The sequence below is a fragment of the Desulfomonilaceae bacterium genome (assembly GCA_041662605.1).
Taxonomy (GTDB): Bacteria; Desulfobacterota; Desulfomonilia; order Desulfomonilales; family Desulfomonilaceae; genus CAJBEZ01.
This window is the reverse complement of record JBAZSD010000023.1, coordinates 24,686-43,633: the sequence shown is the minus strand read 5'-3', so window position 1 is coordinate 43,633 and position 18,948 is coordinate 24,686. Positions and strand designations below refer to the sequence as shown.

General features: G+C 47.0%; 17 protein-coding genes. 6 read left to right on the top strand and 11 right to left on the bottom strand.

Features of this window, described 5'->3' with window-relative positions; all coding sequences use genetic code 11:
• Positions 1-16: 16 nt before the first annotated feature.
• Both WC647_15520 and WC647_15515 read right to left on the bottom strand, forming a co-directional pair.
• Positions 17-898: a hypothetical protein gene (locus tag WC647_15520; protein MFA6223718.1), complete on the bottom strand. Its 882-nt coding sequence runs from the start codon at positions 896-898 to the stop codon at positions 17-19.
• Complete coding sequence (locus tag WC647_15515) at positions 895-1,554, bottom strand: sigma-70 family RNA polymerase sigma factor (protein MFA6223717.1); 660 nt, start codon at positions 1,552-1,554, stop codon at positions 895-897. The genes WC647_15520 and WC647_15515 overlap by 4 nt, the downstream gene beginning before the upstream one ends.
• A gap of 277 nt (positions 1,555-1,831) precedes the next feature.
• On the opposite strand from WC647_15515, the gene WC647_15510 reads away from it, so the two are divergent.
• Both WC647_15510 and carA read left to right on the top strand, forming a co-directional pair.
• Positions 1,832-3,010, top strand: coding sequence for an LL-diaminopimelate aminotransferase (locus tag WC647_15510; GenBank protein MFA6223716.1), 1,179 nt, complete (start codon positions 1,832-1,834; stop codon positions 3,008-3,010).
• Positions 3,010-4,119 carry a glutamine-hydrolyzing carbamoyl-phosphate synthase small subunit gene (gene carA / locus WC647_15505; GenBank protein MFA6223715.1) on the top strand — a complete coding sequence of 370 codons (1,110 nt, stop codon included), beginning with the start codon at positions 3,010-3,012 and terminating at the stop codon, positions 4,117-4,119. Before WC647_15510 ends, carA begins: the two co-directional genes overlap by 1 nt.
• Positions 4,120-4,122: 3 nt before the next feature.
• Here the strand turns inward: carA and WC647_15500 are convergent, their stop codons facing one another.
• The 4 genes from WC647_15500 to queD all read right to left on the bottom strand — a co-directional run bounded on the left by WC647_15500 (position 4,123) and on the right by queD (position 7,516).
• Complete coding sequence (locus WC647_15500) at positions 4,123-4,911, bottom strand: mechanosensitive ion channel domain-containing protein (GenBank protein MFA6223714.1); 789 nt, start codon at positions 4,909-4,911, stop codon at positions 4,123-4,125.
• Positions 4,912-5,014: 103 nt separating this feature from the next.
• Entirely contained in the window at positions 5,015-6,061 is a 1,047-nt protein-coding gene (locus WC647_15495) for a serine hydrolase (GenBank protein ID MFA6223713.1), read from the bottom strand.
• A 193-nt stretch (positions 6,062-6,254) separates the two neighbouring features.
• Positions 6,255-7,148 carry a GTP cyclohydrolase FolE2 gene (gene folE2 / locus WC647_15490; GenBank protein ID MFA6223712.1) on the bottom strand — a complete coding sequence of 298 codons (894 nt, stop codon included), beginning with the start codon at positions 7,146-7,148 and terminating at the stop codon, positions 6,255-6,257.
• Positions 7,145-7,516 carry a 6-carboxytetrahydropterin synthase QueD gene (queD, locus tag WC647_15485; protein MFA6223711.1) on the bottom strand — a complete coding sequence of 124 codons (372 nt, stop codon included), beginning with the start codon at positions 7,514-7,516 and terminating at the stop codon, positions 7,145-7,147. The genes folE2 and queD overlap by 4 nt, the downstream gene beginning before the upstream one ends.
• Before the next feature lie 196 nt (positions 7,517-7,712).
• On the opposite strand from queD, the gene WC647_15480 reads away from it, so the two are divergent.
• The 4 genes from WC647_15480 (at position 7,713) to WC647_15465 (ending at position 12,523) form a co-directional block, all read left to right on the top strand.
• Positions 7,713-8,729 (top strand): trypsin-like peptidase domain-containing protein, encoded by a 1,017-nt coding sequence (locus WC647_15480; GenBank protein ID MFA6223710.1) that lies wholly within the window; start codon positions 7,713-7,715, stop codon positions 8,727-8,729.
• A gap of 22 nt (positions 8,730-8,751) precedes the next feature.
• The gene (locus WC647_15475) at positions 8,752-10,170 is read left to right on the top strand and encodes an aminopeptidase (protein ID MFA6223709.1); all 1,419 of its coding nucleotides are present in this window, start codon (positions 8,752-8,754) and stop codon (positions 10,168-10,170) included.
• A gap of 228 nt (positions 10,171-10,398) precedes the next feature.
• On the top strand, positions 10,399-12,042 hold the full coding sequence (locus WC647_15470) for a discoidin domain-containing protein (protein MFA6223708.1): 1,644 nt from the start codon (positions 10,399-10,401) through the stop codon (positions 12,040-12,042).
• A gap of 76 nt (positions 12,043-12,118) precedes the next feature.
• Positions 12,119-12,523, top strand: coding sequence for a Rieske 2Fe-2S domain-containing protein (locus WC647_15465; GenBank protein ID MFA6223707.1), 405 nt, complete (start codon positions 12,119-12,121; stop codon positions 12,521-12,523).
• Between the two features lie 128 nt (positions 12,524-12,651).
• On the opposite strand, the gene cydB is transcribed toward WC647_15465, so the two are convergent.
• The 5 genes from cydB to WC647_15440 form a co-directional block, all read right to left on the bottom strand.
• Positions 12,652-13,677, bottom strand: a complete 1,026-nt coding sequence (gene cydB, locus WC647_15460; protein ID MFA6223706.1) for a cytochrome d ubiquinol oxidase subunit II — start codon at positions 13,675-13,677, stop codon at positions 12,652-12,654.
• A 17-nt stretch (positions 13,678-13,694) separates the two neighbouring features.
• Entirely contained in the window at positions 13,695-15,014 is a 1,320-nt protein-coding gene (locus WC647_15455; protein MFA6223705.1) for a cytochrome ubiquinol oxidase subunit I, read from the bottom strand.
• A 58-nt stretch (positions 15,015-15,072) separates the two neighbouring features.
• Positions 15,073-15,471, bottom strand: coding sequence for a transcriptional repressor (locus WC647_15450; protein ID MFA6223704.1), 399 nt, complete (start codon positions 15,469-15,471; stop codon positions 15,073-15,075).
• Between the two features lie 392 nt (positions 15,472-15,863).
• Positions 15,864-16,226, bottom strand: a complete 363-nt coding sequence (locus WC647_15445; protein MFA6223703.1) for an STAS/SEC14 domain-containing protein — start codon at positions 16,224-16,226, stop codon at positions 15,864-15,866.
• Positions 16,227-16,358: 132 nt separating this feature from the next.
• Positions 16,359-18,875, bottom strand: coding sequence for a glycogen/starch/alpha-glucan phosphorylase (locus WC647_15440; GenBank protein MFA6223702.1), 2,517 nt, complete (start codon positions 18,873-18,875; stop codon positions 16,359-16,361).
• Positions 18,876-18,948: the final 73 nt, after the last annotated feature.

Genomic DNA, 18,948 nt, shown 5'->3' with positions numbered 1-18,948 from the left:
ATATTGTTCAAGCAAACTATTTTGGCGCCTGAGTGAAACGAATGTAAAGCCGAACGTTGCGGCTGTCAACTTTGGCGGGAGCCGGAGAATCCGATTCCAGAGATCTGGCTCCGACTTCAACCGCTCCATGGTTCACTAGGGCTGAGGTAAGATCACCATACCTGTTTGAAGGAATGATCACTCCCACCAATGTTTCCCCAAGGGGGCCTTTGAATTGTTCGTCGATTAGTTTGCCTTGAATGCCGGGTAGGATATCTTTGAGGGTTTTGAGGGCTAGGTCGATTTGAGGACTTTCTACTGTCAGGTTGTCTGCTCCTATCTGATCAGCGACTGTTGGAAAACGCCACGCCACTGAGGAGGAACGTAGGCGCCCAGTTCCATCATAAGGCACATACGCGCGCGAAAACGGCGCGGCCTGAGGAGCGAAAGGAGCGGAAGCTACTACTTGAGGCTGGGCCGGCAATGAAACCACTTCTACAGGAGCTGTTTGGGCAGGACTTTTAGCTTCAAACGCCGTTTTCCCTAGCTGGGCGACTTCCGGGGTCGCATAATTATAGACGAAAAAACATAGAACGGTAACAAACGCTAGTGACGCGGCTCCAACTGGAACAGGCGCTGTCGGGATGGAATTTAGCAGATTTTTGATTTGGGATAGTATCGATTGGAAAGGTGAGGGGTTTTGGTCAATTCTTTCATTAACACGCCTCAAAAAATCATTTGGAGGCGCAACCTGTTCAAGGTTGGCGAGCGCTTGAACGGTAACTCCGTACCACTTGAAATCTTCCCGACACGCCGGGCAGGATTCTAAATGATCCTTAACCATCTTTTCAGTTTGCGCGTCAGAATCTCCCTCATAAACCACACCGAAATAATCGGCAATCCGCTGGCAATCAATCATGACAGGACCTTCTTCAGTTTTTCTTTAACTACCATCCGCGCTCTATGCAGACGGGATTTCGTAGTTCCTTCCGGCAAATTTAACATTCGGGCGATTTCATCATAAGAAAAGCCCTCAATGTCTCGGAGGATAACGATTTCTCTATGATCCGGTTCAAGCTCATCAATAGCTTCGAGGACCGCTTGACGGATTTGATTTCCCGACAACAGATCCTCAGGATTGGCGCTCTGATCTGGAAAAGCTCTCTGAGATTGATCACCTTCATCGTCTGTTTCAGATGATCCTCTATTAGTGAAAAAACCACGGCGTTTTAAATACTTAAACCTGTTTTTGCCTCGATTCGTCGCAATCTGGAATAGCCAGGTCGAAAATTTTGAATCACCTCTAAAACTCTTAAGGTTCTGATATGCCGCTGTGAAAATTTCCTGGGCCAAATCGTTGGCCTCCTCGCTATCACCGACAAAGCGATAGGCGACACTGTAAACCTTTTTCTGATATTTGGTGACTAATTGATTGAAAGCCTCCCTGTCGCCACGCGCGCACCGTTGAACCAATTCCTCGTCGTCATCATTAACCGGAGTCGAATTGCCGGTAAACGCTACACTTGCTATGGTCAGACAAATTAAATTTAAAATTGTTTCAAGATTTAGAGTCACGGGAGGATTATTTATCTCCGATCAATATATCCGTGAAAATTATGGTAGTTTGGGTTCAAAGTCAAGAATTAAGCTCAGGAAACTATTTCCGACGGTCAACGGTCTTGATTTGAGACGATTTTGCAATTTAGTTCTTCTTAGAAACTTGATATTCGGTCTTTATTGCTTGAATATACCTGTTTAATCGAGTAAAAAGAATGGTTCTAAGCACGATTTGAGCCTATTGAGGCTTTGTCCATAATCGTTCATATATAGAAATAGCATTTTGGAGGACGGAATGAAACTATCCAGAAGGGTCACTGAAACACAGCCCTATTTGTTTCATCTGATTGATGAGAAAAGAAAGGCTGCTCAAGAGCGCGGAGTGGATGTGATCTCCCTTGCAATAGGGGATCCTGACATGCCGACACCGAATTTCGTCCTGGATCTCATGAATGAGGAAATGCGAGCCCCCCGCAATCATCAGTACCCCAGTTATAAAGGTGAGCCTGATTTCTGTGAACTTGTCGCGAACTGGTTTGAAAAACGATTCGGCGTGAAACTGGACGCCCAAAATGAGATCATGGCCACGATAGGCGCCAAAGACGCTGTGTCTCATTTGCCCTTTGTATTCATCGACCCTGGTGATTCAGCGCTAGTCACTGATCCGGGGTATCCTGTTTATGAAGCCGCTATTGGTTTTGCCGGCGGGAGACCGGTCCGTGTGCCGCTTGTTGAGGAAAAAGGTTTCTTGCCGGACCTATCCGCTATTCCTGCTGATGTGGCAGGAACCGCCAAGTTTATTTTTGTAAACTATCCGAACAATCCAACAGCCGCTGTCGCAGACATTTCTTTTTTTGAAGAACTGGTGTCTTTTGCCAAGAAATACGACCTTGTCATCCTTTCGGACAACGCTTATTCTGAAGTGTACTTTGAACCGGAAGACAAACCGATAAGCATCATGCAAATACTCGGAGCCAAGGACCTTTCAATAGAAATTCATTCCTTTTCCAAAACTTTTAACATGACGGGATGGAGAATCGGGTTCGTCGTCGGTTCAAAAGATTTGATCCAGGCTGTCCTGACGCTGAAATCAAATTTCGACTCGGGTGTTTTCATGGCGATCCAGAGGGCCGCCGCCAGAGCCCTGAACCATCCGGACGCTCCATTATTCAATCGGGACAGGACTCAATTGTTTAAAAACAGGCGAAACATTATCGCCAAAGCCCTTGAGGAATTGGGATTCAAGTTCAATCTGCCCAGAGCGAGTTATTATTTCTGGGTTCGTATACCTGAGGTATATTCATCCTCAGTCGTGTTCTGCGCTGATTTACTTGAAAGACAGGGCCTGGTAGTTACTCCCGGGGTCGGTTACGGACCCAGTGGGGAAGCTTTCTTCAGGATTTCAATGACCTCATCCGATGACAAAATCGAAACGGGTATGGAACGTCTCAAAAATTTTGTAAAGGGATTATAATGAAAGCCACTCTTGTTTTGGCCGACGGTGAATTCTTTATTGGAACCGCAATGGGCGCCTCGGGCGAAATAGTAGGTGAAGTCGTCTTCAATACGGCCATTACCGGCTACCAGGAAATTTTAACTGACCCGTCATATCGCGGCCAGATCGTTACCATGACTTACCCACATATTGGTAACACGGGCGTGAATTTCGAGGACAACGAGTCTGTAAATCCTTTTCTTGCCGGTTTCATTGTTAAGGAACACTGCGCTTCGCCCAGCAATTGGAGACGAAGAGAAGATCTGGATGATTTCCTCAAGAGATTTAATGTAATTGGTATCCAGGGAATAGATACAAGAAAACTCACGAGAAACCTAAGGGAGACCGGCGCTAAGAAAGGTATTATTTCAACCGAAGACCACGACGTTGGCAGTCTGCTCAAAAAGATGAGAGATTATCCGGACATTGAAGGGATTGATCTTGTAAAAGAAGTCACTTGCAGTAAACCGTACGAATGGAGTGAAGGAACCTGGCGATGGAATTCTCATCCATCCGCGTCGCAGAATAAATTCAAGGTAGCCGCCCTGGATTATGGGATCAAACAGAATATCTTGAGGTTGCTCGTAGACTCGGGCGCACATGTTAGAGTTTTCCCGGCCTTCTCTACGGCGGAAGAGATACTGACATACGATCCGGACGGGATCTTCCTGTCCAATGGCCCCGGTGACCCTGAAGGAGTCCCTTACGTGATTGAGACCGTGAGAAATCTTATAGGGAAAAAACCAATTTTTGGCATCTGTCTAGGTCACCAGATTTTAGGGCTGGCTCTAGGCGGCCGCACTTATAAGCTCGGGTTTGGGCATCACGGGGCAAATCACCCAGTGCGAAGATTGGACACTGGCCAGGTTGAAATAACTTCACAGAACCACAATTTTGCCGTAGATCCTGATACTCTTGAGGGTGAGTGCAGGGTTACTCACGTTAACCTTAACGACAAAACCAATGAGGGCATGGTCCACAGAAAATATCCCCTCTTCTCCATCCAGTATCATCCGGAGGCTTCCCCCGGGCCTCATGATTCCAGATATCTGTTTGAACGATTCAGGAAGATGATTATGGAATCCTGATCTCTAGGTTTGCGTTTTAGGGAAAGGAATTCCTTCGTCGTCGAACCTTTGTTTTATCTTTTCTGTGGTGTCAAACTGAACCCTCCAGTGATCGGAGGACTTGACCCACAACCTCAACATCACTTTGACACTGTTCTCACCAAGTGACTGAATGGCGATGATAGCTTTTCGTTCTTTGAGAATCCGTTCATCTTCATCGATAATATTCTGAAGCGTTTCACGGACTTTACGGATATCCGCTTCGTAACTCACTCGAATTGGTATTACCAATCGTCTAATATCCTTCATGGAATAATTGATGATCTGGTTCGACGTGAGTCTGGAATTCGGCACGATAACAATCAAGTTGTCGGGTGTCCGAATCTGGGTATTTATTAGCTCAATCTTTTCGACCGTTCCCTCGGTTTTACCAACTTGTATATAATTGCCCACGCTGAATGGTCGAAAAAGAATCATTAACAAGCCGGCGGAGACATTTGCAAGATGTCCCTTGATGGCGAAACCAATAGCAAGACCGGTAGCGCCGACCAGGGCTATCAGTGAACTGTTCTCGACCCCGAGCCTGTGCAACACTTCAATGCCGATAAAACCGTACAGGATGACCTGAACAGCGTTGTCAACAAAATGAACAATGGTTAAGTCCACGTTTTTTGACACTAGTAGCCGGTTCAAGGTATTTGCCAGCCACCTGACCAACCTAATTCCTACTAAAACTACTATTACGGCAATAACAACATTCCACGCGAAAATGCCCAACGCCTCCCAAACGTGCTTATCAGCCAGTTTCCACATAGACATCGTCCTCATCTTTTTTTGGATTAAATAACGTCGTTCTTCAACCGTCAGAAGATGAAGTAACCCAAGAAAAGCCCCAAATTGTGAAGCAGGATAAATTTCAGAATATTTTACAGGCCCAGCGGTATATTTTTTCTGCGGCTTTAAAATGCTGGGGTGTATTCAATACCACAACAACATGTTCACGGTTGTCATCTTTGAATAGCGCCACGATGCACTTGCCGGCCAAATTAGTGAAACCGGTCTTAGCGCCCGCTACTGGTAGGTCGGTCCTTAGCAGTTTGTCATTTGAAACAAGGTGGTATTCATGGGGTTTCGCATTGAGAGATTTCATCACGTAGGACTTGGAACTGGATATTTGAGCGATAAGAGGATACTTGAAAGCGTGGTTTGCTAATCGGGCCACGTCTTCGGCAGTCGCGACATTTGGTCTCTTACCAACCAGTTCACGACCGTCTTTTCTGCCAACCACAAATTTTTCATCCAAACCGCTGGGGGTATAAATTTTCACGTGGCTCAGACCGAGTTCCTGCGCCTTCCGGTTCATGGCCTCTATAAACGCTGTCCTACCGCCTTTGGTATACGCTCGCGCAAGAGCTTCCGCGCAATCATTCCCGGATTCTATGAGCATGCCGTGCAGAAGGTCTCTTATTGTAAACAGGTCCCCGGGTCTAATTCCGATAACATGTTTTTCGACTTCCCTAATGTCAGCCGGTGTTTCCACAATCGCGTCCAGATCCATGTTGTCAATGACTGTCATCGCTGTCAGGAGCTTCGTAATGCTGGCGATTGGCAATGGCGCGGACTCATTTTCGGCAAGCACCACCTTATTTGATGATTTGTCAAGGCATAACATGGCCTTGGCTTTCACCTTCGGTTGAACGGGGATTCCATTGGAAACCGATCGGGTGGCAATATTGGAATAAGCCTTGGGGGTCGTCAAAGATTTGTGGAGATGAGTGAATTTGTTACGCGCAGGCGCAAGAGCGGGGACTACAACCCCTGATATTTGTGGGACGCCCTTACCGTTTCTCACAAGAGACGCAACATTATTGAGATAGTTTTCGTTGTTTTGGGGCTGGAAAGCGAACGCGTGGGAGCCAACCAATAAGATTAAAAAAATCTGGAAAATGAGTTTCAAAGCCAAAATGGCCGTCTCCGTTAGTTTTTAATTACTTGACTTAGCAGAAAAAGACCATGATTCGGATAGAATAAGACATTAATCTCTGATAATTGCTTTGGTTTATCATATAACCAATAATATTTAGGAAGGTCTCCCCTGTCAAGCTAAACCGACGCGTCTTTAGCCTAAAAAGTAAATTTCAGGGAACCTCGACTCGTCAGAAAGCGCCGTTCGCTCTCAAGGAACATGGGCCTTGAAAGCATTCGGGTATGGGAGAAAAGTCCTTTTCTATCAAAGCGTATGCGCTATGATTATGAATTGATTCAAAGGTTTCGGCCTCGATTCTATACCATGGGAAATTGCTTTTCTCACGCAAGCGAGTAACTGCCGCCCGGACCACATCCTCTACAAACATTGGATTTTCATAGGCTTTTTCGGTCACGTATTTTTCGTCGGGTCTTTTTAGCATTGAATAGATCTCAGAACTGACCGACGATTCCACTATTTCAATGATCTCTTCTATCCAGAAGAATTTCTTAAATCTCAACTGAACTCTAACAATTCCTCGCTGATTGTGAGCGCCGTAATCGGAAATTTCCTTGGAGCAAGGGCACACCGTGGTTACAGGAACTTCCAGGCCCACTATCAAGTCAAAACGGTCCGCAAGCGAGCCTCGCATGAAACACGTATAGGACATGATACCGGGAGTGGCTGTAACAGGCGCGTTTTTCTCCACGAAATATGGGAATTCCACATTCATGTGAGCGCTTTTCGCGTGGAGTTTATCCTTGATCTTTTCCAGGACTTCCTGGAACTTTTCCATGGATATTTCACCTCTATATTCATTAAGAACCTCAATAAACCGACTCATATGGGTTCCCTTGAACTCCTGAGGCAAGTTGACAAAAAGATCAAAGAGGCCAACTGTGTGTTGTAAGCCTTTTCGGCGGTCCTTAACGGATATTGGATACCTGAGGCCCCTGACACCGACCTTGTCGATTGGCACGTTTCGTCTGTCAGGCATGCTTTGGACATCCGGAATCGAGCAATTTTCCACTAAAGTTACCTCTCGAGGGCATAAATTGACTAATGAATAGGAACCTGGCTTCATTCTCTAATGTATCTCGCAATCGACGTATCGGATTCCCATACACCGACGCTGTAGAGTAGAGCGGCATGCCCTTCCAGACAGCGTTCCACTTCGAAAAAAATGAAAGCCGCTATATTTTCAGCGGAAGGTTCTATTTCATCAAACGGCTTAATTTCATTGAGAAAGTTATGATCAAGCCGTTCAAGAATTTCATTGGTGATGCTCTTGAGAATCCCAAAATCTATGACCATACCGTCCGACTTGGTCGAAGAAGCGCGAGCTGTCACATGAACCTTATAATTGTGTCCATGGAGGCGTTCACATTTACCCTTATATTGACGTAACTTGTGTGCTGCAGCGAAACTGGAAATTATCTCAACCTCGTACATGGCCTCATCTCCGGGAGCTTAAAGATCTTTAATAAACAGGATTAAATAATCACTTAAACATATCGAATGTCTAACCTAAAATGGATAAATTAATTGACAACCAATCTGAGTTAAGTCTATATCGGTTCCACCAATCCGGAGAGACCGAAAAAATGCCACGGTCCTTTTCTGGAAACCGCTATGAGGAGGCGCCTGAATGAGGGCTTTCCGTGGATACGTATTTAACATAGCATATTTTACCTTATGTTGTTTACTTCTGGTCAACATTTCACACGCGGAAATCAGGACCGATCGTTTTACCGCTCAAGGTAATAGACGACCTGATAACGTAACAAATAAAGAATCGAAAGACTTCTCTCACAAGGGGAAAATAGGCCTCATCCCCGTTCCTTACCACCCGGAACCAGCAGCCGGCAGGGTAGAAGCCTCTCAGAATTCATCACAGCAACCAGCTCTGAGAGGCGCTGGATATCCAGATATTCGTGAGCTTATCAGAAAAGTCAACAGATCTGTGGTGTCAATCCGCATGCTTGATTCGGGCGGATCCTGGTCCTTGAGCAACCTGGGCTTTTCCGGGGATTCAAACAGCAAAGCTACCGGTTATGGATCAGGTTTCATCATTTCCGGAAATGGTCACATTCTGACAAATGAGCATGTCTTACGTCACGGAACTCAAATCGAAGTAGAACTCCTCGACGGAACCAAGCGTCCAGCCAAAGTCCTGTTCAAGGACAGCAAGAATGACGTCGCGCTCATCAAAATTGACGCAAACAACCTTGAGCCTGTGAAGATGGGTAATTCAGACGGTGTCGAGTTGGGAGAATGGGTTGTGGGAATAGGCAACCCGTACGGCATCGGCCAATCAATTATGATCGGCATAGTAAGCGCGCAGAAAAGGACAATTCCTGGTTCGGGGTACCCACCGTTAATTCAGATTGACGCCGCAATGAATCTTGGCAATTCGGGAGGGCCGCTGTTCAACCTCAACGGCGAAGTCATAGGCATTAACACTATACTGCTATGGAAGAGCCAAGGCATCGGGTTCGCTACACCTATCAACATGGCTCGTGACTTCCTTGAGAGAAAGAATTATCCTCCTTTGAAAGCCGCCGCAGCTCCACCCACAGGGCCTCTAGGGCCGGAATCGGATCACCCGAGATCGTTACCGGAAAAATTCAATCCTTTTGATCCACTGTGGAAGCAAGGGCAGTGAAAACTTATTCATTGGTGAGCGCATGCCTGAAAAAAAAGAATCAAAAAAAACCAAAGAATTAAAAGAAAAATTGCTCATGGGGAGCGTGAGGGTGTGGGATAAGCTCTCACCCCTCGAAAAACAGGAAGTGACGGATTACTCCTCAAGTTACGTAGATTTTCTCAACTCGGCCAGGACAGAACGTAAAGCGGTGGCAATACTCTCTGAAACGGCTAGAGAAAAAGGATTCATCGACATTGCAAGTCTCGAAAAGGCTTCAGATCGCGTCTATCAGGTTTCACGCGGAAAGTTGTTGTTCCTGGCCATCATCGGACAAAAACCCTTGACCGATGGGATTCGAATCGTCACATCTCATGTTGACAGCCCACGACTGGATATCAAACCAAATCCCCTGTATGAAGAATCCGGCTTGGCCATGTTGAAGACTCACTATTACGGCGGAGTCAAAAAATACCAATGGGTGGCTAGATCTCTCGCCATCATTGGGACCATGTTCACACGAGACGGCAAGGTGGTTGACATCGAATTGGGCCTCAAACCGAGTGAACCTGTCCTGACGATTCCGGATTTGTTGCCCCATTTGTCAAGAAAACAAATGGAACAAAAAGCCAGTGAATTTATACCCGCCGAGAATCTCAATGTGATCATCGGATCATTGCCCTACGACGACGAAGAAGCTTCGGATAGAGTGAAACTCGCCATATTGGCCCTTCTGTTCAATAAGTACGGAATCACCGAAGAAGACTTCATCGGAGCGGAACTGGAAATGGTCCCCGCGGAACCGGCCAGGGACGCGGGGTTTGATAGGAGCCTGGTAGCGGGATATGGACAGGATGATCGAGTTTGCGCGTATGCAAGCGCTTCAGCCATTATGAAACTGTCAAAGCCTCTCCATACTTGTGTGGCCGTATTCTACGACAAGGAAGAAATAGGAAGCGAAGGCAACACAAGCGCCAAATCTGTCGCATTGGATCAGTTTCTCATGGAACTCATGCAAAAAACAGGTATCAATCCGTCAGCTAATAATCTGCGAAGAGTTTTCTCTTCAGGCAAGGCGCTTTCGGGTGACGTTACAGCCGCTGTTGATCCTACTTACGGAGACGCTTACGAAAAAAGGAACAACTCCAAAATTGGGCTTGGAATAGGCATAACCAAATATACCGGATCGGGCGGCAAATATATGGGATCTGACGCCAACGCGGAATACGCTTCTTGGGTCCGTCGTCTCTTCAATGATAACAAGATTATTTGGCAGCCGGCCGGACTGGGAAAAGTGGATGAGGGAGGAGGAGGGACGGTGGCGAAGTACATCGCTAACTCCGGAATGGACATTATTGATTGCGGCCCGCCGATCCTTGGAATGCATTCCCCTCTCGAACTCTGCGCCAAAGATGACATCTGGATGACGCACAGAGCATTCAAAGTGTTTTTTGAGAGTTGAAAAGTCAAACATCATTCCCGTTCGGTCCTACCTCGTATTGAAAAACATTACTGGTGGCGGCAAAAAGGCCGCCATTTTTTATTGCCGAAGTTTTTGATCCATCAATTGACACGGCCCCGATAAACGTTACAATCTGAAAATGAGTATTACCAACCGAAGTATCTTATCCGTGCCGGTTTGATCACAATTCCACCTGTTTCTGAAACATTCTAATTGTCAGGAGGGAACATGACTTTTATGGCGGGAGTTTTCCCCAATAGAGAGATCCAACCACTCACTGAGCAGATCAACGACATAAGAGCGAATCTTCATCTATTGTTCATGAACAACCTGACCGAGCATGGTCACACAGGTATGTCAATGCATGATGGTTTCGTGGATACTTTTCAGGATGACATGGGCGTGGATTTGTGTTTGTCCACAGCTCGTTATTCCGAGTCAGGCAGATATTTTTCTGAGGTTCCGGGACCAACCGGCCTGACCAAACTGATTGAATTTAATGGGACATCAAACATTGAAATGTCGGATCCCAATAACCTTTCGGTTACAGATGACGGGCTTAGCTTAAAGAAAACTCCGGTCTCAAGTGGAGCTTCAAATAGTGGAACCGATTACGCTACGCCGGCTATGGTTGGCAATTTATCCCCTATTCCACTTGGCGCCAGCGCTTCAAGTGAATACGTTTCACCGAATTGCCCAGCGTGGCGCGTGTTCGACCAAAATGAAGAACATACCACGGACCCGGATCAGTGCTGGATTGCTACATCGTCCGCAAGTGAAGTATCCCCCCAATGGATCAAGATAGATCTCGGGGAAGACGAGGCTATGGTGATCAACAAATATCGCATTCTTTCCCGTAACGCGTCGGACCCAGCCTACGTCGCGTCCCCCAGGAATTTTCAATTATTGGGATCCAACGATGACGTTACATGGCATACGCTTGATTCAAGGCTCGATTTTCCAGAGCTAGGTTCTAGCGCATGGAGTGATTACCTCACTTTCGAAAACTCTATGGCTTACCGTCTTTATCAGTTGAAGATTACCGGTTCGTGGGGTGTCGGTCTCACCAGCCTCAGCCAGCTCAAATTGGTCGAAGCGCAATACACGATCCCGAATTCAGTTCAGGTGGCCTGCGTCTCAAGTGTTCCCACTTCAAACTGGAAGTCAGTCACCAATATTTCGGCTGACGGCGCCACTCCAGGATCATCAAATATTTTCTATGCGCTTTGTTTCAATCACGGGTCAGACTTTGAAGCATGGAAGATATGGAATGGAAGCGTCTGGAAGGAAATCGCGAAGGTAGAATCCGCATCATGGATGTATCGGGACAATGGCGAGATATGGAGGGACTCTGTCTCAAATAGTAGGGTTGAGGCGCTGACGATGGCCCTGGCGTTCCCCGAAAACCAAATGGATGGGCAATTATTCATAAACGCAACCAACCTTGTCCCTGACGTGTTTGTTCCTGGAACCCTGTCCGTCGCAGCCGGTTTGAAAGCCGGTCCGGACCTCGAAGTTCCCCTGCTGGGAAGCTTATCTTTTACATATGACGAACTTGGGCAGGGAATGGATCTTATCAGCCAGGCTTTCGAATCTGCGGAGGCTGTTACGGGGGTTATTGGCTCGATACTCGTAAAAAAATTGAATACTGATCTGAAATTTTACTTTAGTATTGGAGATGCCCCATGGGCGTGGATAGAATTTCCTGAACCGGTGAAAAGAGCGTCTATCTCTGAGGAACTCGAATTGCGCACGGCGTCGATGTCGGATCTTGATAACTTACAGGGAGCTATCAGAGTCCGCGTCACATCTGGCTCCGGGTCCCAAACTGAGCTTCATGGATGGGCTATGAATTGGGATAGCCGGGAATAAGGTCAAGAAGCGGGATGGAATGTGAGGCGAAGCCGAACCACCATATAATAAGAATCTTGAGAGGGGAGATCATTCTATGTCTGTCATCCTGGATTTTCTGAAAGCCGTAGCGGGCGTATCAAAAACCAAACCGTTGAGTCCGGAGTTTTGGCGTCTGGAAGAAAACAAGGCCACGATAAAGGTCGACCAAATCCCCGAACTGCAACAGCCCGGAGGGGCTGTATTCCTTTCAGGCAAAGGCCTTGAAACCCCTGTTCTGGTCGTTCGTGACGGTGACGGTAATTATCACAGTTTTTCGAATCGCTGCTCCCATTTCGGGCGAAAGCTGGATCCTGTTCCAGGAAAAAGTGTTCTCAGGTGTTGTAGCCTCAACCATTCTACTTTTGACTACAACGGGACCAACCTCACAGGCCCTACATCCAAACCCGTTAAGGTTTATCGCACTGAATTGAAAGACGGAAACCTGATGATATTCGTGTAAGTTGTGGAGATGAAGTCTCGAAAATGAGATTGGCGCCTACAAATGGGCTAGACTGTCGCATCGTCCGGTAAGGCGCCCCAAGCCCCTCAAATTGGAAGGACTTGAGGCCCTTTACTCCTGGCGAATAATCAGTAGGCTTCGTCAGAGGCCAAATCTTCTTTTGTCACCTTGTCTCTGAAGACATAGTAACTCCAGACCTGATACGCTATTACTATCGGCACAAAGGTTAGCGCCACTCCCAGCATGATCTTGAGGGTAAGCGGGCTGGAAGAGGAGTTAAAAATTGTGAGACTATATGCGGGATCAAGGCTCGAAGGGAAAAGGTTTGGATACAATCCAACCACTCCAAACAGAGTGGCCCCAACAATTGTCAGACTTGAGGAGAACCATGCTGTCCAGTAAGCCTTTTTTCCAATAAACAGCCTTGTTCCTAACAGAGCCAGAACAGTCACCAGTGGAATGACCATAAGCGCCGGAGAGTTGAGATAATTTACGTACAGGCTTGTCGCAAACCAGGTGGCCACAAGGAACGCCACAGCGACAACCAATAAGATAATCCATAGTCCCGACGCCGCTTTGGCCGCTTTTTTCTCAAGGGTTCCCTCGGATTTGATTGCTAGCCATAACGCTCCGTGAACGAGAAAGAGGAGCGTGAACAGGATTCCGCCTAAGAGTCCGTAGGGATTTAGCAAGGTGAACAGATTCCCGTGGAACACTCCTTCGCCGTCCACAGGTATTCCCTTAAAGATGTTCGCGAACGCTACACCCAACAAAAGGGACGGCACAAAACTGCCTACAAAAAGACACACATCCCACAGTTTTTTCCACCCTTCGTCGTCCACCTTGCTCCTGAATTCCAGGGCTACCGCCCTGAGTATCAAGGCGAACAGTAACAACAATAGAGGCGTATATAGAGCGCTGAACATAACCGCATAAGTAGTCGGAAAAGCCGCAAAAGTGACTCCGCCCGCTGTAATCAACCAAACTTCATTCGCGTCCCAAAAAGGACCCATCGAATTGTAAATCACTCTTTTTTCATTTTCGTTAGAAGCGATGAACGGGGCAAGAGTTCCCAACCCAAGATCAAAGCCGTCAAGCATAAAGTAAACAGCCCAAAGAATACCCCACAGTAAAAACCAGATTGTCTCCAACATAGCGTCCTCCCCCTTTCCTAGCGGCCCACCGCAGTTATAGGATCAGGCCCTTTACGGGCGTTCTTGAAAATCAGATAATAACAGGCGATCCCCAACAAAGAATAGACAACCACAAAAGCTATTAAAGACACTCCTACCTGAGATGCGCTAACGGGTGAAGCAGCGTCCGCCGTTTTCATCATTCCATAAACTATCCATGGCTGGCGCCCGACCTCGGTGACCGTCCATCCCAGGGTTATTGCGATGTAGGGAAGAGGAGTGCAATAAATCAGTAATCTCAGGAAACCCGGACTCTTTTCAGGATTTTTGCGTTTCAGCCATGCTATGACGCTAAGTAACGCGAACAGCATACCTAGCCCGACCATGATCCTGAATGACCAGAATGTGATCGCCACTGGTGGCCGTTCTTCTTTTGGCCACTCTTTCAAACCTTTGTAAACGCCTTCCGAGTCACCTGTGGCAACCCAACTCAAAAGCTTGGGAATGCCCAATATTTCTACACTGTTTCTCTCGTTCGCTTCATCAGGGACTGAAAACAGATACATCGGAGCCCCTTTGGTCGTTTCCCATACAGCCTCAGAAGCGGCCGCCTTGGTCGGCTGAGACTTCACCATTTCCTTGCCATGAAAATCTCCAATGAGGATTTCGGCCAAGGCAAAGATCACAGCAAAAGTAGCGGCTATCCTGAACGATCTCTTGAAAAAGGAAAGTTCTTTTCCTCTGATAAGATGATAAGCGCTCACTCCCATGACAAAGAAACCCGCAAGTATGTAAGCGGCGCTCAAAACATGAAGATACATCAAAATTGCGTAAGGTTGTGAGATAATTGCCCAGAAATCGTCTAGCTCCGCCCGGCCGTTTCTAATCACATACCCCACTGGATGCTGCATCCAGGAATTCGCTACAAGAATCCAGTAGGCGGAGATGTTTGAGGCCGCGGCGACTAGCCAGATGCATACCACATGGGCCTTGGGAGAAAGTTTTTTCCATCCGAATACCCATGCGCCTATGAAAGTGGATTCAAGGAAAAACGCGGCGGTGGCTTCTATGGCGAGAAGGGAGCCGAATATATCACCAACATATTTCGAATACCGTGACCAATTTGTTCCGAACTGAAATTCCAGGGTTATTCCGGTGACCACCCCTATGGCGAAGTTGATGACGAACAACTTGCCCCAGAATTTGGTCATCCTCTTGTATTCTTCTATGCCGGTCCTCAGATATTGAGTCTCCATAATCGCCACCAAAATGGAGAGTCCCAGGGTGAGCGGCACAAAGAGAAAATGGAAATAGGTCGCAACTGCAAATTGCAGACGTGAGAGCATCAAAGCGTCCATTAGATGAAAAACCTCCTTTCTGAATTACAGGTCTATTGCGCTGAAAACCGGCTACTGGTCAGCCTCGGCTATAACATTCAGGACATATTCCAGTAAACTCTATGACGTGTGATACGGAATGATAGTTTGAACGCCTTCGGGCTATCTCTTCGATTTCATTTATCGGTTCCATGTGGACGTCATCGACTCTCCCGCACCGACTGCAACGAATATGGTAATGGCTTTCAACTGTCCCATCGAAGCGCTTCTGAGTTCCCGCTACATCCATTTTCAGGATCACTCCTTCAGCGGACAAAGTCTCAAGATTGCGGTACACGGTTGAAAGGCTGATTTTGGGAAGTCGCTTCCTGACCATTTGATGAAGGTGGTCCGCCGTGGGGTGAGAGGTGACTTTTTTCAACTCCTCCACAATAATTCGGCGTTGTTTAGTCATTCTACGATTTACGTTTGCTTGCATTCAGACCTCATCTATTGCTAATGCCAACTATTGGCAATAGCCTAACCGCAGAATTTCACCAATGTCAACTCTTTTCTGGATTCAACCCTTCAAAATTTATTAACGTAAGAGGATCACACCTTCGGTGTCATGATAGGATGGAATATTTTGAGCAAGAGGCTTTTATCTTTCAACACCTGATTGGGACTAGGAATGAGAAGAGGAATTTGCCATCACCTAAGGCTCGCTGAAAAAACATCTCCATGAGATTGCGCAGGGCTCTCTTAACCTTACTCTCAAACCCTCCACGGAGGGCCATGCGCAACTCAACGTCTCTGAAATTGATGGCCCAGAACTGGAACGCCAAGCACGTGAGCTATAAGACTGGCATCCCCTCCGAACGCCATGGTGGCTCAAGCCTGGACCCAACTCCATGCGTCATCAAGTTGATCAGCGGGGTAAGTCTTTATTTCGGCTGCAACTAAATGCGACGCTATCTTCGTACACCATTCGGCCCACTTGGGGCCGCCTACAACAGCGATCTTCTCAAAATCACTCTTGTGTTTGATCCCAAATTTGGCGTCGTCCCACATCGCGCCTAGTTCCCAACCCTGGAAGCCCTCGTCCATGAAGTAAAGACACCTGATCTTTCCGTACTCTTTGATCAGGTTCTCCAAGGCTGGGATAAAGATTTTTTCGTAATCTTCATCAGTCGCTTTGCCCGTTAAACGCACTCCGAGAGTTTTCCCTTGGGATTTAGATAGAACTTCGATCATAATTAGCCTCCTTTTAGCATTCGCTCAATTCTATTATTAGACGAACTACAGCGCAACAGACCGAAATCCTTTCTGAAGTGTTAAGCGCCGGTTCCAAGGTCCGCCCCTGCCATCGATTGCGAAAGCTTTGCGTTATGCATCCTGACTACTCCAAGTGATAGGTTTGACATGCCAAATATGTCGGCAATATTCCTCAATCGCCCTATCAGAGGAAAACTTTCCGGCTCGAGCTGTATTCAGGATTGACATTCGAGTCCACCGGTTCTTGTCCACGAAAACCCGGGCTACGTGATCCTGGCAATCGACGTATGACTGATAGTCCGCCAAAACCATATATTCGTCGTGGTACAATAGGGAATCGATCAACGGTCTGAAAATTGCCCTGTCTCCATCAGAAAAGAAACCTGAACCAATCATGTTAACGACTGTACGCAGTTCTTCATTGCTGTCATAATAATGCCTTGGATTATAGCCGTTAGTCTTTATGGCGCTAATCTGATCGGCAGTCAGGCCAAACAGGAAGAAATTGTCCTCTCCGACTTCCTGCCTAATTTCTACATTGGCCCCATCCAGCGTTCCAATTGTCAAAGCCCCATTCATCGCGAATTTCATGTTTCCTGTGCCGGAAGCCTCTTTCCCTGCAGTGGATATCTGTTCGGATAAATCCGCGGCCGGATAAATTTTCTGCCCATTCTTCACATTGAAGTTCGGCGCGAAAATCACTTTAAGGCGATCGCCCATATCAGGATCATTGTTAATAACGGTGGCCACGGAGTTTATCAGCTTGATGATGAGCTTTGCCATGAAATAAGAAGGGGCCGCTTTGCCTCCGAAAATGAATGTTCTGTGTGTCAGGTCAATACCCGGGTCGCGCTTTATTCTATTGTATAGTGTGACAATATGCAGGACATTCAGGTGCTGGCGTTTATACTCATGAATACGTTTCACCTGAACATCGAACATGGTTTCCGGGTCTAGCCTGATTCCCTCTTGCTCCTCTATTAGCAGGGCCAACCTCTGTTTATTGTAGAGTTTGACTTCCCTCCATTCGGTTTGGAAATTGGAATCTTCAGCCAGCGAGGCAAGCCTGGGAAGATTGTCGGCAGTCTCTCGAATCCATCCTTCCCCGAAACGGCTGGAAATCAGTGCAGCGAGTTTTGGGTTGCTCAAAATTATCCATCGTCTGGGAGTGACCCCATTTGTGATATTATAAAATTTGTCCGGCCACAATTCGAAAAAGTCACGAAGAGTGTCCTGTTTCAGCAATTCAGTATGCAATTCAGCGACACCGTTTATTGCATGTCCTCCCAGGCAGGCAAGATTGGCCATGCGGACGTACCTTTCTCCACTTTCGTCAATCAGGGACATTCGAGCCAATCTGAAATCGTCTATCGAATACTTTAGTTTCAATTCGCTCAAGAAACGCATGTTGATCTCGTAAATTATTTCCAGGTGTCGTGGAAGTAAGTCGTTGAAAAGGGATATGGGCCATTTCTCTAAAGCTTCCGGCAAAAGAGTATGGTTTGTGTATGCGAAAGAGTTCCGAGTTATTTCCCATGCTTTGTCCCAGTCCATCATATGCTCATCAACCAGTATTCTCATCAATTCCGGGATTGCCAGTGATGGGTGAGTATCGTTCAGTTGAATTGCGAAATTCCTGTCAAACTCCTCCAGAGGGATGTCCAGTTCAAGACACAGTTGAACTAGATTCTTGAGCGTGCAGGCCACGAGAAAATATTGCTGCGATAACCGCAACTGTTTTCCCTGGACAGGTTCATCGTTGGGGTACAAAATTTTGGTAATGGTTTCTGAGAGCACCTTTTCCTCTACGGCCCCGTAATAATTGCCGACATTGAACGCCTGAAAATCGAAAGATTCACAGGCCTCAGCCGTCCAAAGCCTCAAGACGTTTACTGTTTCCGCTTTGTACCCCGGGATGGGGGTGTCGTAGGCTACTCCCTTTACGACGATGTCAGGTTTCCATTCCACCGTATAACGACCTTTGCTGTCGAAATAAGACTCTGTGCGCCCTCCGAATTTCACATCAAACTCAGTCTCCGGGCGGCGGATTTCCCATGGATTGCCATAATGAAGCCATTTGTCTGTTTTTTCTATTTGCCAACCATTTTTTATTTGCTGTTCAAATATCCCGAATTCGTACCTGATACCAAAACCGAAAGCAGGAATATCAAGCGAGGCTAATGAGTCCAAATAGCACGCAGCCAGTCGACCCAAACCACCACCGCCCAGACCTGGTTCCTGTTCCCGTTTAATGATCTCATCGAGGTCCCGGCCAAGTATGACCATAGCCTGACGGGCCTCCTCAGTTACCCCAAGACTCAACATGGCGTTTTCCAACTGGGGTCCCATCAGGAATTCAGCGGAAAGGTAGCAGACTATTTTGAGGTCAGGACGGACTAATATTGAGCGGGCTGTGTTTATCCACGATTCCGCAAGCCGGTCCCTGACCGCATAAGAGAGAGCGAGATACCAATCGTTTGTTGTTGCGAATTCAGGCAACCGGGCCTGTTGGTAATAGAGGTAGTCAAGAATCCCCCGGGCCAAGCCATCTTTTGTTATGCTGGACCGCGCGTCGTTCATCGCCGGTTCATTAAATTCTGTTCCTTGAACTTCTCTGACATTGTCCATTTGGCCTCCCCTAAGGTAAGACAATTTATAGATTGCAGGGCCTATTCATACTTGACGCTTGAGCGCACAACAA

Excerpts from the sequence above, each read along its gene's own strand:
- WC647_15520 (MFA6223718.1), bottom strand. The coding sequence starts at position 898 with ATGATTGATTGCCAGCGGATTGCCGATTATTTCGGTGTGGTTTATGAG.
- WC647_15510 (MFA6223716.1), top strand. The coding sequence starts at position 1,832 with ATGAAACTATCCAGAAGGGTCACTGAAACACAGCCCTATTTGTTTCAT.
- carA (MFA6223715.1), top strand. The coding sequence starts at position 3,010 with ATGAAAGCCACTCTTGTTTTGGCCGACGGTGAATTCTTTATTGGAACC.
- WC647_15500 (MFA6223714.1), bottom strand. The coding sequence starts at position 4,911 with ATGTGGAAACTGGCTGATAAGCACGTTTGGGAGGCGTTGGGCATTTTC.
- folE2 (MFA6223712.1), bottom strand. The coding sequence starts at position 7,148 with ATGAAGCCAGGTTCCTATTCATTAGTCAATTTATGCCCTCGAGAGGTA.
- queD (MFA6223711.1), bottom strand. The coding sequence starts at position 7,516 with ATGTACGAGGTTGAGATAATTTCCAGTTTCGCTGCAGCACACAAGTTA.
- WC647_15480 (MFA6223710.1), top strand. The coding sequence starts at position 7,713 with ATGAGGGCTTTCCGTGGATACGTATTTAACATAGCATATTTTACCTTA.
- WC647_15475 (MFA6223709.1), top strand. The coding sequence starts at position 8,752 with ATGCCTGAAAAAAAAGAATCAAAAAAAACCAAAGAATTAAAAGAAAAA.
- WC647_15470 (MFA6223708.1), top strand. The coding sequence starts at position 10,399 with ATGACTTTTATGGCGGGAGTTTTCCCCAATAGAGAGATCCAACCACTC.
- WC647_15465 (MFA6223707.1), top strand. The coding sequence starts at position 12,119 with ATGTCTGTCATCCTGGATTTTCTGAAAGCCGTAGCGGGCGTATCAAAA.
- cydB (MFA6223706.1), bottom strand. The coding sequence starts at position 13,677 with ATGTTGGAGACAATCTGGTTTTTACTGTGGGGTATTCTTTGGGCTGTT.
- WC647_15455 (MFA6223705.1), bottom strand. The coding sequence starts at position 15,014 with ATGGACGCTTTGATGCTCTCACGTCTGCAATTTGCAGTTGCGACCTAT.
- WC647_15450 (MFA6223704.1), bottom strand. The coding sequence starts at position 15,471 with ATGCAAGCAAACGTAAATCGTAGAATGACTAAACAACGCCGAATTATT.
- WC647_15445 (MFA6223703.1), bottom strand. The coding sequence starts at position 16,226 with ATGATCGAAGTTCTATCTAAATCCCAAGGGAAAACTCTCGGAGTGCGT.
- WC647_15440 (MFA6223702.1), bottom strand. The coding sequence starts at position 18,875 with ATGGACAATGTCAGAGAAGTTCAAGGAACAGAATTTAATGAACCGGCG.